This is a genomic window from Propionivibrio dicarboxylicus (assembly GCF_900099695.1).
Classification (GTDB): domain Bacteria; phylum Pseudomonadota; class Gammaproteobacteria; order Burkholderiales; family Rhodocyclaceae; genus Propionivibrio; species Propionivibrio dicarboxylicus.
In genome coordinates this window covers 49975-64924 of sequence record NZ_FNCY01000004.1, presented here as the reverse complement: position 1 = coordinate 64924, position 14950 = coordinate 49975, and the positions used below count along the sequence as shown (strand labels likewise).

General features: G+C 64.8%; 14 protein-coding genes. 7 read left to right on the top strand and 7 right to left on the bottom strand.

Annotation, left to right across the window (positions count from 1 at the left end):
• The first annotated feature begins 144 nt into the window (after positions 1 to 144).
• The gene (locus BLR25_RS06665; protein ID WP_091935714.1) at positions 145 to 1101 is read left to right on the top strand and encodes a LysR substrate-binding domain-containing protein; all 957 of its coding nucleotides are present in this window, start codon (positions 145 to 147) and stop codon (positions 1099 to 1101) included.
• On the opposite strand, the gene BLR25_RS06660 is transcribed toward BLR25_RS06665, so the two are convergent.
• A complete protein-coding gene (locus BLR25_RS06660; RefSeq protein WP_091935710.1) occupies positions 1098 to 1472 on the bottom strand; it encodes a response regulator in 375 nt (124 codons plus the stop codon). The genes BLR25_RS06665 and BLR25_RS06660 overlap by 4 nt on opposite strands.
• Before the next feature lie 257 nt (positions 1473 to 1729).
• On the bottom strand, positions 1730 to 2035 hold the full coding sequence (locus BLR25_RS06655; RefSeq protein WP_143009786.1) for a DUF2934 domain-containing protein: 306 nt from the start codon (positions 2033 to 2035) through the stop codon (positions 1730 to 1732).
• A 262-nt stretch (positions 2036 to 2297) separates the two neighbouring features.
• On the opposite strand from BLR25_RS06655, the gene BLR25_RS06650 reads away from it, so the two are divergent.
• Entirely contained in the window at positions 2298 to 3752 is a 1455-nt protein-coding gene (locus BLR25_RS06650; protein WP_176785774.1) for a PAS domain-containing protein, read from the top strand.
• 12 nt (positions 3753 to 3764) lie between these two features.
• Here the strand turns inward: BLR25_RS06650 and BLR25_RS06645 are convergent, their stop codons facing one another.
• Entirely contained in the window at positions 3765 to 5378 is a 1614-nt protein-coding gene (locus BLR25_RS06645; RefSeq protein WP_091935700.1) for a methyl-accepting chemotaxis protein, read from the bottom strand.
• Between the two features lie 250 nt (positions 5379 to 5628).
• Here BLR25_RS06645 and BLR25_RS06640 point away from each other — a divergent pair, with 250 nt between their 5' ends.
• From BLR25_RS06640 to BLR25_RS06630, 3 genes are all read left to right on the top strand, one after another.
• Positions 5629 to 6069 (top strand): Hsp20/alpha crystallin family protein, encoded by a 441-nt coding sequence (locus tag BLR25_RS06640; RefSeq protein WP_091935697.1) that lies wholly within the window; start codon positions 5629 to 5631, stop codon positions 6067 to 6069.
• Positions 6070 to 6084: 15 nt separating this feature from the next.
• Positions 6085 to 6462 (top strand): Hsp20/alpha crystallin family protein, encoded by a 378-nt coding sequence (locus tag BLR25_RS06635; protein WP_091935695.1) that lies wholly within the window; start codon positions 6085 to 6087, stop codon positions 6460 to 6462.
• Between the two features lie 76 nt (positions 6463 to 6538).
• Positions 6539 to 7045 (top strand): Hsp20/alpha crystallin family protein, encoded by a 507-nt coding sequence (locus BLR25_RS06630; RefSeq protein WP_091935693.1) that lies wholly within the window; start codon positions 6539 to 6541, stop codon positions 7043 to 7045.
• Positions 7046 to 7082: 37 nt separating this feature from the next.
• On the opposite strand, the gene cowN is transcribed toward BLR25_RS06630, so the two are convergent.
• Complete coding sequence (gene cowN / locus BLR25_RS06625; RefSeq protein WP_091935689.1) at positions 7083 to 7400, bottom strand: N(2)-fixation sustaining protein CowN; 318 nt, start codon at positions 7398 to 7400, stop codon at positions 7083 to 7085.
• A gap of 349 nt (positions 7401 to 7749) precedes the next feature.
• Here cowN and argG point away from each other — a divergent pair, with 349 nt between their 5' ends.
• Together argG and BLR25_RS21755 are read left to right on the top strand one after the other, a co-directional pair.
• Positions 7750 to 9096, top strand: a complete 1347-nt coding sequence (argG, locus tag BLR25_RS06620) for an argininosuccinate synthase (protein ID WP_091935686.1) — start codon at positions 7750 to 7752, stop codon at positions 9094 to 9096.
• A gap of 253 nt (positions 9097 to 9349) precedes the next feature.
• Positions 9350 to 11329 (top strand): methyl-accepting chemotaxis protein, encoded by a 1980-nt coding sequence (locus BLR25_RS21755; protein ID WP_091935683.1) that lies wholly within the window; start codon positions 9350 to 9352, stop codon positions 11327 to 11329.
• Positions 11330 to 11392: 63 nt separating this feature from the next.
• Here BLR25_RS21755 and BLR25_RS06610 read toward each other — a convergent pair whose 3' ends face one another.
• From BLR25_RS06610 to BLR25_RS06600, 3 genes are read right to left on the bottom strand one after another with little or no spacing between them, the layout of a single operon-like run.
• Positions 11393 to 12640 (bottom strand): NADH-ubiquinone oxidoreductase-F iron-sulfur binding region domain-containing protein, encoded by a 1248-nt coding sequence (locus BLR25_RS06610; RefSeq protein ID WP_091935680.1) that lies wholly within the window; start codon positions 12638 to 12640, stop codon positions 11393 to 11395.
• Positions 12641 to 12650: 10 nt separating this feature from the next.
• Positions 12651 to 14276, bottom strand: a complete 1626-nt coding sequence (locus BLR25_RS06605) for an FAD-dependent oxidoreductase (protein WP_091935677.1) — start codon at positions 14274 to 14276, stop codon at positions 12651 to 12653.
• Positions 14273 to 14926, bottom strand: a complete 654-nt coding sequence (locus BLR25_RS06600) for a 2Fe-2S iron-sulfur cluster-binding protein (protein ID WP_091935674.1) — start codon at positions 14924 to 14926, stop codon at positions 14273 to 14275. Before BLR25_RS06600 ends, BLR25_RS06605 begins: the two co-directional genes overlap by 4 nt.
• Between the last annotated feature and the right edge of the window lie 24 nt (positions 14927 to 14950).

Genomic DNA, 14950 nt, shown 5'->3' with positions numbered 1-14950 from the left:
ATGTCGTGTATTTCCCTTGCCCCCAATCTAGGCGCCTTGCACCGGGTAGACAAACGATGGTTTATAATCATTTGGGTTAGAAAAACTTAATCCCGTTGTATTTCTTCCGGGGTCTTCTTCCAGACCTTTCTTCGGGAGTCCATCGTGGCCTATCGATTGCCGCCCTTGTCCACGCTTCGTACCTTCGAGGCGGCGGCGCGGCACCTGAGTTTCAAGAAGGCGGCCGACGAACTGGCGGTGACGCCGTCGGCGGTCAGTCAGCAGATCAAGAAGCTCGAAGCCTGGCTGGGCGCCGACCTGTTCTTGCGCTTGCCGGAGGGTATCGCGCTGAGTGAGCAGGGCGCGGCGATGTTGCCGGGTATTCGCGCCGGGCTCGACAATTTCGCCGCCGGTGTCGAGCAGACGCGCCGTCCCCGCGCCTTCGACCTGACCCTCAGCGCGCCACCCTCATTTGCCACTCGCTGGCTCGTGCACCACGTCGCCGGTTTTGCCGCCCGTTGTCCCGATGTCGCCATCCGCATCGCCAGCAATCCCGACAATATCGACGGTCCGCGCACGCTCGCCGATCTCGCCAAGCGGCAGGCGACGCCCGGCCTCACCTCCGGCGAGGTGGCGATCCGCTTTGGCGAAGGGCACTACCCCGGCTATGCGATTGAACGCCTGCTGCAGCCGGAATACGTGCCGGTCTGCAGCCCGGCCGTGTTGCAATCGGGGCCGCCCTTGCGCACGCCGGCGGATATCGCGCAGCGGGTGCTGATCCATGACGAGATGATTCCGGCGATCGACAAGCGGCCGAGTTGGCGCGCCTGGCTGCACCGCGCCGGTGTCGTCGGTGTCGATGCCGAACGCGGGCCGCGCTTTTCCAATTCGGTGCTGGTGCACGAGGCCGTGCTCGAAGGCCAGGGCATTGCGCTGGTCATCCGCCAGCATGTCGAAAGCGATGTGGCGGCCGGGCGGCTCGTCATTCCGTTTCCAATCAGCTTGCCGTCGCTCTATTCCTATTTCGTCGTCATTGCCCGCGGCGATATCGACAAACCGGTCGTCGGACGCTTTCGCGACTGGCTCCGCGCCGAATTGACCTCGCCTCGGACAGGCGCCTAAGCCAGCGCCTTGCGCAGCACGGCGTCCACGTTGGCGAACAGCAGCGGCTTGCTCAGGTAGTCGTCGATGCCCGCAGCGAGGCGGGTTTTCAGGTCGCCGAGGATGGCGTTGGCGGTCGTCGCGACAATCGGGACGGTACAACCGTCGCGGCGAAGTTGCGTGAGTCCGTGTCCGTTCAGTTCGCGCATGACCCAGTCCATGAAGACGAGGTCATAGTCGCCGGCGGCGATCTTGGCCAGGCCTTCCTGGCCGTCGCTGGCGGTCTCGATGGTTTCGACGCCCAGGCGTTGCAGCATGTGGTTGAGTTCGAAGCGGCTGCCGCCGTCGTTGTCGATGATCAGGATTTTTGCTTCACGTCTTGGTGTTGCCATGTGTTTCCCAAAATTCAGGTGTCGGGCGCATGTCCGTGCTCCGCGGGTGCCTGCGCCGGGGCAAGCATGTGCGTGCCCGTGCGCCGTTCGTGCGAGGTCCGCAGCGCGCCGATGTCGAGCGCCATGGCCCAGGATTCGGTGGCCCAATGCGCCGCCGGATAATCGAGTCCGGACAGCCGCGACAGGCGAGCGGCGAGCTTAGGGGGTGTTCTCGATCGTGGGGCGGGTTCGTTCTTCCGGGCTTGGACGGCGCTTGCTTATGCCTTGCTCAGGTCGATCTGGGCTTCGGCCTGAAGCCAGTAGTCCTCGGGGTTGCCGCTGAATCCGCCACGTTCGGCGAGATAGTAGGCGGCTTCCTGGATGTGGTGCTGCCGGTTCTCGGGACAGATCGTTGCCGCGCTGACGGCTGCGACCGGCGCTTTAACGGTCTTCTTGCGCGAGGCGGTCGCTGTTTTGGCAGTGATCGCGTCCGGCGTGATGTTTTCCTGCGGTGCTACGGCCGGCGCTTTAACGGTCTTCTTGCGGGGGGGCGTCGTTGGTTTGGCAGTGGTGGCGCGCGGCATGGCTGTTTCCTTTTCAAGCGTTGAACATATGAACGCAAGGGTGTCTGCTCTGCGTTCAAAAGGTCCCGGATTGCCCTGGTTATGATCATGTCCTTGGCGTTTCATGAACCTTGCATGAGAATATACGTAAAATCGGCGAAACTTTCTTCGGTCGAAGTCGGTAGAATATTCATCAGTAATAGTGGCTTTGGGTCGCTTTTCGGGCGGTCGAGGCGGCTGGAAGGGAAGGCAGTGCGTGATGGAGTCATCTCATGACAGGTGCGTGAAGGACGGGTTGCCGGCCGTGTGCGCGACCTTCGTCGCCGAGAGTTCGTTCGGTGTTGCGTTCTGTGAGGCGATCCATGAGCAGGGCGTAGTCGTCGATTTTGTGACGCGTTACGCCAATGCCGCGTTCGAGCAACAGACCGGCATCAGCGGCGTCGTCGGCCAGCGTTTCCTGGAGACGCATCGCGATGTCGCGGATCGCCCCGAGACAGCGGCGTTCTTCGACGTGATCCGGCGGGTGCTGGCCGTCGGCCGGGCCGAAACCCTCGAACTCTACAGCCCGGCCATCCACCAGTGGATGTTCCTTGAGGTGGCGCGCTTGCAGCCGGGCTTTTTCTCCTGCCTGTTCCGCTCGATCAACGAACGTCGGCAGCGAGAGGAGCGGGTCAGGCGCCGTCTGTCGGACCAGAGCTTTCTGCTCGAGGGGCCGTCGGTCGGCTACTGGAAGGTCGTCGATCGGACCTTCGCCTGGACCAACCGGGCGTTCGAAAAAATGCTCGGCTATGACGTTGGCGAGCTGGTCGGCAAGAGTTCAAGCTGCATGCACGTATCGCCCGAGAGCTTCGCCGAAGTCGACACGAGGATTGCCGAGATCATGCGGAACGGATGTTTCGATGTGGCGCCGCAGTTCGAGATCGAGCTCGTGCGCAAGGACGGCAGTCACGGCTGGTTCGAGGTGGCGGTATTGCCGAAATGGGAGAAAGACCATCTCGCGCTGTTCGGATCGTGCATCGATCGCAGCGAATACCGCAAGGCGCAGCTGGCCTTGGCCGAGAGCGAGGAGCGGCTGGCGCTGGCGCTCTATGGTTCCGATGCCGCCTTCTTTGACTGGGATATCGCATCCAGCACGGTGATCCTCGACAAGGAGTGGATGCGGCTCATCGGCATTGCGCCGGAGGCGCTGGTCACCCGCCGCGAGGGCTGGCTGCAGACGGCGCATCCGGAGGATCGCGCGCTCATCGACGACACCTTCGAAGGTCTGCTCAGCGGCGCGCTGTCGGCCGGGGCCATGGAGTTCCGCTTGCAACACAGCAAGGGGCACTGGGTCTGGCTGCGATTCCGCGGGCGCGTCGTGCATCGCGAGTCGCGCGTGGGTGCCTGCGAGCCCTTGCGCATGGTCGGGTCGGTGGTCGATGTCAGCGACCGGAAGCAGAACGAGCGCGAGTCGGAGCAATTGCTGCGGCGACTGGCGCAACTCTTCCGGGCGTCGAATGCGGCGGGACCGTCAGCGTCGGCGTCGGGTGAGGGCGGGTCGGTGCTGGCCTTGCTGAGTCGCCGTCAGCGCCAGGTGTTCAAGCTGATCGCCTCCGGCCTGACCTCGGCCGAAGTGGCGGAAAAGCTCAATCTCTCCGAGGCGACCGTGCTGACGCATCGGCGCGAACTGATGCACAAGCTCAACCTCAAGAATGTGGTCGCGCTGACGCGGTTGGCCATCGACGAAGGCGAGATCTAGCCCGGCGCGCGGTCAAAGCCGGTAGGCGCTGGCGACGACCTTCAGTTCGCGGGCGATTTCGTCGAGATACTGCGCCGATTCGGCGCTGTTCTGCGCCGCCGCGTTGCTCTCTTCGGCCATCTGCGCGATGGCTTCGACATTGGTGGCGATCGTCGTGCTGGCCTGGCTCTGTTCGCGGATCGCCGCGGTGATTTCCTCGACCATCGAGACGGCTTGCCGGCTCGCGTCGGCGATCTTTTCGATGGCGTCGTTGGCGTTGCCGGCCTGGGTCACGCCGACGGCGACGCGTTGTACGGCGTCTTCCATGCTTGCCGCGGCGTCGGCGGCGACCGAGCGGATCGATTCGATCGTCGCGGTGATCTGCGTCGTCGAGTTCGCGGTGCGTTCGGCCAGCTTGCGGACCTCGTCGGCGACGACGGCAAAGCCGCGCCCCTGCTCGCCGGCGCGGGCGGCTTCGATCGCCGCGTTGAGGGCGAGCAGGTTGGTCTGGTCGGCGACTTCCTTGATCACGGCGACGATCGTCGAGATCTGGTCGCTGGCGTTTTCGAGCTCGCGGATGCGCTCGGCCGAGTGGCCGACCGAGGCAGCGATCAGGTTGATGTCGGAAACCGTTTGGGTGATGACGGCTTCGCCTTCGGTGGCGCATTGGCCCGATTCGGTCGACAGCGCGTGCGCCTCGCCCGAGCGTTGGCTGACATGAGAGATGCTGACCGTCATTTCCTCGATCGAGGCGGCCATGCTGCTGGCGGCGTCGCTCTGTTGCACCGAGGCCTTGGCCACCTGGGTCGAGGCCGTCGCCAGTTGCGCCGCGGCTTCGGATACGCGGGTGGCGCCCGAGGTGATGGTGACCAGGCTGGCCTTGAGCTTGTCGATCAGGCGGTTCAGCGCTTCGGCCACTCGCGCGATTTCATCGTTGCCGATGACTTCGGCATGGGCGGAGAAGTCGAGCTGGCTCTCGATGTGCTCGATGGCGGTCTGCATCGTCGAGAGCGAGCGGTTGATGCCGCGGATGACGCGGAAGGCGACCGTGACGATGATGACGAAGGCCAGCAAGGTGATCGCGATGATGGCGGTCTTGCCTTGCTGCGCCTGGGCCTCGGCGTGTTCGGCGTGTTCGATGGCGAGGCTTTCGTTGAGGGCGATGTGGTCGTCGATCAGCTTCGCCAGCGTGGCGCGTCGCTCGGTCATTGCTGCCGTCTTCTCGAAGGCGCCGGTCTTGTCGTTGGCGCGGGAATGCTCCAGTACCGCCGGCAGCAGGTCGAGATAGTCGGTCACGGCCTTTTTCTCGGCGGCGAGCAGTTCCCGTCCCCTGGCGGTGCGGACGTAGTTGCTTTCATAGTCGGCCAAGGACTTTGTCATGGCCTGCGACGCGGCCGAGATGGCCGTTTCCTGCGCGGCCATCTGATCCTTCTGCGTCGTGCCGATATGCCGGTACAGGCTCAGGGCGACGAGTTGCTGGTTGGCCTTGAGCTGGTAGACGATCTTGAGCGAAGGCAGCACCACCTTGTTCGAGTTCGTCAGCGCCGCGTCGATCCGGGCGGCGCTGTAGAAGCCGATGCTGCCGATGACGATCAGGGCGCCCAGCGCCCCCGAAACCACCCATTTCAGCTTGCTGGAAACATTCATTCGATTCTCTTGTCCCGGAATTCCGGCGCGTGCCGGCGATTGCAATATGGCGACCGAATATACGCCTGCAGCGGAATATTTTCTTCGTCTACAAGTGGTAGAAAACTCACCAGAAAGGATTAAAAATCTTGTCCGATCCGCGATGCCATCGCCATCCGATATCGGGGTCTTGAAATCATTTTGACGAGACCTATATAGGGATCAGGGATGCCGGTGGTCGGCGTCCGTTTCTTCGACAAGGAGACATTCCATGCTTTATCGAACCCTGTTCCCGCGCGACCTGTTCGCGGAACTCGACCGCATGCAGCGGGTGCTCCAGCAGTCCTACGATCCGTCGCCGAGCATCCGCGGCTTCGAGCGCGGCGGCTATCCGGCGCTGAATGTTGGCAGTACCCCGCAGTCGGTGGAAATCTATGCGTTCGCGCCCGGTCTCGATCCGGCGTTGATCGACGTGCAGATCGAAAAGGGTGTCCTGACGATCGCCGGCGAGCGCAAGATCGAGCGCCCGTCGGTCGACGACAAGACGACGCAGCATCTCGACGAACGCTTCGCCGGGCGCTTCCGCCGCGTCCTGACGCTGCCCGACGACGTCGATGCCAACGCCGTGTCGGCGCGCTATCGCGACGGCGTCCTGCATATCAGCATCCAGCGCCGCGCAGCCGCCCAGCCGCGTCGCATCGCCATTCAGTGAAAGGAGGGACCTGCCATGACCGACAAGACTGTTGCCAGCACTAACGCGCCTGCTCAGGGCGAGGTCGCGCTGCTGCCGCCGGTGGATGTCATCGAGGATGCTTCGGGCATTACGCTCTATGCCGATCTGCCCGGCGTTGCGAAGGACAAGCTGCATCTGCAGGTGGAAGCCGACACGCTGGAGATTTCGGGCGAGATGAGCCTCGAGATCCGCGATGGCATGGAGTCGACGCATGTCGAGGTCGGCTCGCCGCGATTCAAGCGCGTCTTCACGCTGTCGAAGGAACTCGATTGCGAAAAGGTGACGGCGGAATTCGACCAGGGCGTGCTGAAACTGCGCATTCCGAAAGCGATTCACGCGCAGCCGCGCAAGGTCGAAATCCGCGTCGGTTAGCCATTGTCGTGTCGCCGTCCGCGCGGGCGGACGGCGGTGTGGCAAGGGTGAAAGGAGCAGTGAAAGGAGCGCGTCCATGAAACTCGAAGCGATCAAGCAAGGGGTCAGTTCGTTCCTGGATTCGGTGGCGGAAGGCTGGCGTCACCTGAGCGAGTCGGCGACCAATGCGCTGACCCGCTTCAGCCCCGGCGCCGGTTCGAGCATGCCGCCGCCCGAGCGCGTCGATGACCCGTTCTACCGGCCGTCGCGCAGCTGGTCCCTGCTCGGCGGCGAAGTGTTCGAGGATGCCAATCGGATCGTCGTGCGGCTCGAGGTGCCGGGCATGGATCGTCAGGACATGACGGTCGAGGTCGACGACGCATCGCTGATCATCCGCGGCGAAAAGCGTTTCACCGCGGAAAGCGCCGAGGGGCGCTGGCGGATCATGCAATGCGCGTATGGCAGCTTCCGCCGCGTCGTGCCGCTGTCGGTGCCGGTACGGGCCGACGACGCCACGGCAAGTTATGCCAAAGGCGTGCTGCGCATCGAACTGCCGAAGGCCGGGCCGGGCGTTGCGCCGGCGCGGACGATCCGCGTCGAATAGCGGGCGTTCGATAGCTTGCTGACCCGGTTGCGCCGGGTCAGCAGCATTCTTCCTCGATGCGGTCGAGCAGGTCGAGCGCTGCCGTGTCTGCATGCGTCTCGAACAGTTCGCGGATCTGGTTGAGGTTGCTGTGGATCAGGAACAGCGCGTCGGGCTGCGGGCTGCTGCCGCCGGCAGCCTTTTTCTTGAAGTATTCCCAGAAGGCATTGCTGCGTCCGGGGTCGTCGATATGGCGGCGGATCAGGGCCATCAGTTGCGCTGCCTTGGCATCGCAATCGAGTCCGATGAAGCTGACATAGCGGTCGGGGGGCGTGGCAGGGGATGCTGGGGGTGGTGTCTTGCAGCGACAAGTCATGACGTTTTTGCTCGCGAGGGGATCGATGGGGCTTGGCCGGTCCGGACGCAGGCGGCGCGTGCCGGGCGGGCGACATGACGAGTGCTAGCAAGGAGCGTTCCGTTTTTTCCGGGCGGGCAGGGCGGTCGCCCAGCGCCCGCCGGCGCGGGAAAACGGTCATCGCGACCGTGGCCGACGATGTCGTTCGGTGTCGCATTTGTCGGGTTTGTCGGATTTCCGCCAAGTTTTCCCGCAATCACCGAGGGGCGGCAAACGGGGTTGCCGAAATGGCTTCTTAGTCGTTTTGACTTCGGCGCCAGGCAGGGTCCACGTTACAATAGCGGTATTTCACCTAGTGCGAGAACTCTCCGTGGCTGCAACGATTCTACAAAAGATCCCCGCCGGCGAGCGCGTCGGCATCGCCTTTTCCGGCGGTCTGGACACGTCCGCCGCTGTTCACTGGATGCGCGGCAAGGGTGCCATTCCCTGTTGCTACACCGCCCACCTCGGCCAGCCGGACGAGAGCGACTATGACGACATCCCGCGCAAGGCCAAGCTCTACGGCGCTGAAATCGCCCGCCTGATCGACTGCCGGCCGCAACTGGTCGCCGAAGGCATTGCCGCGATCCAGTGCGGCGCCTTCCACATCAAGACCGGCGGCACCACCTACTACAACACGACGCCGCTCGGCCGCGCCGTGACCGGTACCGCCCTCGTCGTTGCGATGAAGGAAGACAACGTCAATATCTGGGGCGACGGCTCGACCTACAAGGGCAACGACATCGAGCGCTTCTACCGCTACGGCCTGCTCGCCAACCCGGCGCTGCGCATCTACAAGCCCTGGCTCGACCAGGACTTCATCGATGAGCTGGGCGGCCGCAAGGAGATGAGCGAATACCTCGTCAAGCACGGCTTCGACTACAAGATGAGCGTCGAGAAGGCCTATTCGACCGACTCCAACATCCTCGGCGCGACGCACGAAGCCAAGGATCTCGAATTCCTCAACAACGGTATCAACATCGTCAAGCCGATCATGGGCGTCGCCTTCTGGCGCGATGACGTCGTCGTCAAGCCGGAAACCGTCACGGTGCGTTTCGAGGAAGGCCAGCCGGTGGCGATCAACGGCCAGACCTTCGCCAACGCCGTCGAATTGTTCTACGAAGCCAACGCCATCGGCGGCCGTCACGGTCTCGGCATGTGCGACCAGATCGAGAACCGCATCATCGAAGCCAAGAGCCGCGGCCTCTACGAAGCCCCGGGCATGGCCCTGCTGCACATCGTCTATGAGCGCCTCCTCACCGGCATCCACAACGAGGACACGATCGAGCAGTACCGCATCAACGGCCTGCGTCTCGGCCGCCTGCTCTACCAGGGTCGTTGGTTCGACCCGCAGACGCTGATGCTGCGCGAAACCGCGCAGCGCTGGGTGGCGCGCGCGATCACCGGCGAAGTGACGCTGGAACTGCGTCGCGGCAACGATTTCTCGATCCTCGACACGGTCAGCCCGAACCTGACCTACGCGCCCGAGCGCCTGTCGATGGAAAAGGTCGAGGACGCCGCGTTTACGCAGACCGACCGCATCGGCCAGCTGACGATGCGCAACCTCGACATTTCCGACACGCGTCACAAGCTCGGCATCTACACCGCCAGCGGCCTGCTCGGTGGCAGCAAGGACGGCAGCATTCCGCTGCTGACCGGCGGCGTCGAGAAGAAGTAAGGACAGAGCGCAGGGAGCCTTCTCCGCGGATCGTTCCGGCATCGCGCCGGAAATCGGACAGCATCCCCCGGACCGAACGGTCCGGGGGATTTTTTTCGCGCCGGATTTGGCCGTAGGTGATTCCCCTGCCTTTCGCAGCGCGATCAATCTTTGCTAACCTGTCATAAATGGTGTGCTCTCAATTGACCGCAATCAACGCTTGATTGAGAACACTACCCTAGTACATTGGCAAATTAGACCAGCGGAGGGAATTATGATCTCGTTCTTTTCGAAGCGTCGCTCGGGGCCGGCGGCAGAAAAGGCCTTGCCGGCCGTTTCCGGCGGTTTTGATATTGAGACGCCGGGGCAGGTCGAGGTCCTCGATGGCGGTCTGTTTGTCGGCTTCGTTCCGCCGCACGCGGATTTCCGGGCGGCGGCCGAGCGCCTGGCCCGGCATGTCAATGGCAAGGGCGCGGCAGCGCCGGTGTTTCTGGCGGTATCGTCGTCCGGCGCCTTGTGCAATGGCCGCACGGGCGGAGATCGCTCGGTGTATTGCAGTGCCGAGCCCAATAGCCGCGAAGGCAGTTATCTTCAGATCGGTTCGGAACTGATTGGCGCGGTCGAGGTGTTTTCTGTCAATCTGCGCCAGAAGGAAGGGAAAAGCGTTGCCGAACGCGTCCGGCTCCTGGCCGGCGAACTCGACCGGGTGCGGCCGGCGATGAAGATCAATGCGCAGGATACCTTCTGCCTGATCTTTTTCGATGGGCTCAGCGCGTCGGAGGGTTTCCTGATGCGCGCCTATTACGAATCCGGACGCTTCCCCTGTCTGGCCATCGGCGGCAGCGCCGGCGGCAAGCTCGATTTCTCCGGCACCTACATGTACGCCGACGGAAAATTGCTGAGCGGCCATGCCGTCATGGTGTTCTGCAAACTCAGGCCGGGCATCCGCTTCTCGCCGTTCAAGACGCAGAATTTCCAATCGACCGGTGCCAGCTGGCTGGTCGCCGATGCCGATCCGGTGGCGCGCGTCGTTCGCTCGGTCTTCTCGAAAGATGGCGAGACGCAGCGCTTTTCCGACGCCCTGGCGGCGCATTTCCGTTGTCATCCTGCCGAGGTCGGCGAGCGCCTCGCCGGTTATACCTTTGGCGTACAGGTCGGTAAGGAGATGTTCATTCGTTCCGTCGCCGCCTTCGGTGAGAACGAGACCGCGTTTTTCTGCGACATCGAGTTTGGCGATCGCCTTTACCTGTTGCAGCAAACCGATTTCATCGAGACGACCCGGAAGGACTGGCGGGCGTTCGTCTCGGCGCGGGGCGAGCCTCTGGTGATGCTGCTCAATGACTGCGTGCTGCGTCGTCTCGGCAACAGCAGCGTGCTCGGCAAGGCCGATTTCTTCGACGGCGTTCGCGCGGCGGGATTCTCGTCGTTCGGCGAGGTGCTCGGCATTCCGATCAACCAGACGCTCTCGGCATTGGCCTTCTTCCGCGCGACGGAGAGTTATGCGGATCCCTTCATCGATGCCTTCCCGGTTCATTATTCGAGTTTCTCTTCGCATTATTCGCAGCGTGCCCTGTACCGCTGGGAAACCCTGAGCGAACTGCAGCGGGAAATGGTCGAGCGCGTGATCGATTATGAGCGCACGATCCAGCCGGTGATCGACGTCTTGCCAGCGCTGGCCGAAGGCTTCAAGCAGCAGTCGACGAGCATGATGCGCGCGCTGGCGCTGATGGGCGATGTCGGCGCGACGGCGAAGCAGTCGCAGTCATCGCAGGTCGGATTGAGCGGCAGCCTCGACGATCTCGAGCGCCTCTCGAAGGATATCAGCGGCATCACCGGTGGCATCGGCCAGATTGCCGATCAGACCAACCTCCTCGCGCTCAATGCGGCAATCGAGGCGGCGCGGGCCGGCGAGGCCGGGCGCGGATTTGCCGTCGTCGCCGACGAGGTGCGCAAGTTGGCCCAGGCGGCGAAGGACCAGGCTGAGCGGACCGGTTCGAGCATCCGCGAGGCGGTGAGCACGATCCTGTCGATCCGGCAGATCGCCGATACAACCCTTGTTTCGATGAATGGCTTGATTGCAGCGAGCGAGAAGGCGGCCGAGCAAATGCAGCAGATGAACGATGAAGCGTCGCGCGAGCACGTCAAGGTGGCCGAGAACCTCAAGAGCGTCGATGAACTGGCGCAGGGGATGGTCGTGCTCAACGACCTGCTAAATCGGCTCGACCAACTGCAGGCAATGGCCAAGCGCCTGTAGAGGGGGGCGCCTCGGCACCGGATGCGGGCGTTGCGCCGCATCCGGGCCGCGATCTCCGCCGTCTCAGTCGGCCGTCGCGGCGATGCCGTATTCCTGCGGGAAGGTGTGCAGCGAGCTTTGCACGACGGTGACCGCGCCGTCGATCAGGCCGCAGCGGCCGCTGCCCGGCAGGATCTGGCAGAGGTGGCGCAGCGCCGCCAGGTCGGCCGGCGAGTGGCGGCCGCTGTCGACGCGTTCGAGCAGGCGGGCGAGCTGGAAGGTGCCGCATTTGCACGAGGGACACTGGCCGCAGGAACCCTTGGCGAAGAAGCCGATGTATTCGGCGACCTTGCGGATGATGCTGCTGCCTTCCGAAATGACGATCATCGCGCCGGTGCCGAGGCGTGACTGGCGTTCGCGCACCGAGTCGAAGTCGAGGGCGACGTCGAGATCCTTGCGCGTCAGCAGCGTGTTCGACGGGCCGCCGGTGAACACCGCCTTGAAGGCCTTGCCCTCAAGCATGCCACCGCCATAACGGTAGATGAGGTCGTGCAGCGAGGTGCCCATCGGCAGTTCGTACAGCCCCGGCGCCATGACGTCGCCGGAGAGCGAGTAGAGCTTGGTGCCGCTGGCGGCGCCGACGCCGAGCGCACGGTACCAGTCGGCGCCGTGGCGGATGATGTGGCTGACCTTGGCCAGCGTCTCGGTGTTGTTGATCAGCGTCGGGCAGCCGCGGACGCCGGATTCGGCCGGGAAGGGCGGTTTCTTGCGCGGGAAGGGGAAGCCGCCTTCGAGCGAGGCGACGACGGCGGTTTCCTCGCCACCGATGTAGCGGCCCGAACTGGGCACGACCTGAAGATCGACCGGCTGTCCGACCGCCTTGGCGACCTTTTCGAGCCAGGGGCTGTCCTGCCACTGCGCCACCGCCCGGCGCATCTCGCGCAGGCTGCCCTGCTGGTGCGGGTTGAGATAGAAGATGACGTGGCAGGCCCGGATCGCCAGCGCGGCGATCAGCGCGCCCTCGATGACCTGATGCGGCGTACGGCTGAGCAGCGTGCGGTCCTTGAAGGTGCCGGGTTCGTCTTCGTTGCCGTTGCAGACGACATATTTCTCGCTGCCGGCGGCCTGGGCCGCGGCCTCCCACTTGCGCGCGGTCGGGAAACCGGCGCCGCCCATGCCGCGCAGATCGGCGTCGGCGATGCGCTGGATCAGCGTCTGCGGCGCGTCGAGCGCAGTGGCGAGGCCCTGCGTGCCGCCCTGTTGCATCCAGGCGAAGAGATCGGCGCCGACCTGAATCGCCGGCTTGAGCAGTACTTGATTGAGTTTGTCCATGCGAGATCTCCTAGGCCAGCGACCGCTCGTTGCGGTGCAGCGGATAGTGGCCGGGGCCGGGGTAGAGGCGCGGCGCGCGCGCCTGGCGCGGCAGGCCGGACTGGACCAGCGTGCGCTGCCAGCTGTAGACGTGTTCGATGTCGCCGCGGCGCAGCGGACGCTTGCCGATGTCCTCGGCGGCGCGCTGTCCGGCGCGACGACCGAAGGCGATGATGTCGAGCAGCGCGTTGCCCATCAGCCGGTTGCGGCCGTGGATGCCGCCGCTGACTTCGCCGGCGCAGAGCAGGCCGGGGACGGTGCTGCGGCCTTCGCCGTCGATGACGACGCCGCCGTTCTGGTAGTGCAGCGTCGGGTAGACGAGCATCGGTTCCGTCGCCGGGTCGATGCCGCATTTGGCGGCCAGGTGCGCGAGCGCCGGCAGGTGGTGTTCGATGCCTTCCGGCCACTGCCGCGCGAGGCGCGGCGTGTCGAGGAAGACGCCGATGCGGCCGTCGCGTTCGATGCCGCGGCCGTCGGCGCATTCGCGCAGGATGGCGGCGGTGACGACGTCGCGCGGCGCCAGCTCGTCGATGAAGCGTTCGCCGAGACCGTTGATCAGCCAGGCGCCGCAGGAGCGGGCGGCTTCCGAAATGAGGCCGCCGGCGAGGCGTGACGGGAAGGCGATGCCGGTCGGGTGGTATTGGAAGGAGTCGAGATCGCGCAGTTTGGCGCCGAGGCGGTAGGCGAGCACCAGGCCGTCGGCCGTGGCGCCGTAGTGGTTGGAGGTCGGGAAGCCTTGCAGGTGCAGGCGTCCGCAGCCGCCGGTGGCTAGGATGACCGAGCGTGCCGAGACGACGACGAAGCGCTGGTATTCGAGATCGAAGAGCACCGCGCCGGCGCAGCTGCCATCGTCATGCGAGAGCAGTTCGACGGCCGGGCAGCGGTTGAGCAGGCGGATCGCCGGGTCGAGTTCGACCGTCTCGCGCAGGACGCGCATCATTTCGAGACCGGTGTAGTCGCGATACGAGAGAATGCGCGGCTGTGTGCAGCCGCCGGCCTGCTTGTAGCGCAGCGTGCCGCCGTCGGTGGCGGCGTCGGTGACGTCGAAGTGCATGCCGAGCTCGATCAGCCAGCGGATGGCGTCGGGCGCGTCGCTGGCGAGCTGGGCGACGAGCAGCGGATCGGCGCGATAGTGGCCGCCGCGCAGCGTGTCCTCGAAGTGGCGCTGCGGACTGTCGTCGCGGCCGAGCGCGGCCTGGATGCCGCCTTCGGCCATCACCGTGTTGCTGTCGCCGAGGCGCAGCTTGCAGGCCATGATGACGTCGGCGCCATGGCTGGCGGCGGTCAGCGCCGCGGCGGCACCGGCACCGCCGCCGCCGATGACGAGCACATCGGTGGAGAGTTGTTCGGCGCCGGCGAGGTCGAAACCGTCGATCAGCGCGTTGGCCTGCAGCAATTCGGCCAGCGTCGGGTGGCAGCGCTCGCCGGCATTGGCGCCGATCTGCAGCGTTGCGGCGGCGGCCGGCGCATGGTCCGGGTGGTAGCGTTCGAGCAGGAGTTCGCGCGACAGGCCCGATTTGCGCAGCGTCGGCGTGGCGCCCGAAGCCAGGCGGGCGAGCGCCTCGGCGTGCGGGATGGCGGTGGTGGCTTGCGTCATGCGCGTTCTCCTTGTGCGGTCGGGACGGCGCTCAGGTCGATGGCCAGTTCGCCGCGACGTTGCTGGTCGAGGCGGCGCAGCAGGTCACCGGGGCGCAACGTCTGTGCGGCGTGGGCGCGGCGCAGGAAGAGGCCGACGTGGTTCGGGCGGATGTTTTCCGGACAGGCGAGCGTGCACAAGTTGCACATGATGCAGGCATCGAAGACTTCGGCGGCGGCTTGCAGTTCGCCGCGCGAGGCGAGGGCGATGCCTTCCTGGACGGTGATGCCCTTGGGGCAGGCGCGGTCGCAGCCGCTGCAGTGGCGGCAGTTGCTCGCTTCCGGGAAGACGTCGCGCAGGTGTTTCATCCATTCCCAGCCGTCGCGGATGTCTTCGAGGCCGTAGCGGCTGACGCGGGCGGGCTGGTAATAGTCCATGAAGCTGACCTGCATGCCTTCCTCGGCCAGCGTTTCGCATGCCAGGCGGGTCGCCGTTTCGCGCTCGCCTTCCTTGCGCACCAGGCAGCGGCAGGCGCCGCAGACGCCCTGGCCCATGCAGCCGATGTTGGCGGTGACGGTTTCGTCGCCCTTGAGATGGGCCTGCAGGATGGAGTCGCCGGCCTGCGCCTCCTTCTCCTTGCCGTCGATACTGATTCTGAGGGTGTTGCTCATGGGGATGGTTTTCTCCTGCGAGTG

Excerpts from the sequence above, each read along its gene's own strand:
- BLR25_RS06660 (WP_091935710.1), bottom strand. The coding sequence starts at position 1,472 with ATGGCAACACCAAGACGTGAAGCAAAAATCCTGATCATCGACAACGAC.
- BLR25_RS06655 (WP_143009786.1), bottom strand. The coding sequence starts at position 2,035 with ATGCCGCGCGCCACCACTGCCAAACCAACGACGCCCCCCCGCAAGAAG.
- BLR25_RS06645 (WP_091935700.1), bottom strand. The coding sequence starts at position 5,378 with ATGAATGTTTCCAGCAAGCTGAAATGGGTGGTTTCGGGGGCGCTGGGC.
- BLR25_RS06640 (WP_091935697.1), top strand. The coding sequence starts at position 5,629 with ATGCTTTATCGAACCCTGTTCCCGCGCGACCTGTTCGCGGAACTCGAC.
- BLR25_RS06635 (WP_091935695.1), top strand. The coding sequence starts at position 6,085 with ATGACCGACAAGACTGTTGCCAGCACTAACGCGCCTGCTCAGGGCGAG.
- BLR25_RS06630 (WP_091935693.1), top strand. The coding sequence starts at position 6,539 with ATGAAACTCGAAGCGATCAAGCAAGGGGTCAGTTCGTTCCTGGATTCG.
- cowN (WP_091935689.1), bottom strand. The coding sequence starts at position 7,400 with ATGACTTGTCGCTGCAAGACACCACCCCCAGCATCCCCTGCCACGCCC.
- BLR25_RS21755 (WP_091935683.1), top strand. The coding sequence starts at position 9,350 with ATGATCTCGTTCTTTTCGAAGCGTCGCTCGGGGCCGGCGGCAGAAAAG.
- BLR25_RS06610 (WP_091935680.1), bottom strand. The coding sequence starts at position 12,640 with ATGGACAAACTCAATCAAGTACTGCTCAAGCCGGCGATTCAGGTCGGC.
- BLR25_RS06605 (WP_091935677.1), bottom strand. The coding sequence starts at position 14,276 with ATGACGCAAGCCACCACCGCCATCCCGCACGCCGAGGCGCTCGCCCGC.
- BLR25_RS06600 (WP_091935674.1), bottom strand. The coding sequence starts at position 14,926 with ATGAGCAACACCCTCAGAATCAGTATCGACGGCAAGGAGAAGGAGGCG.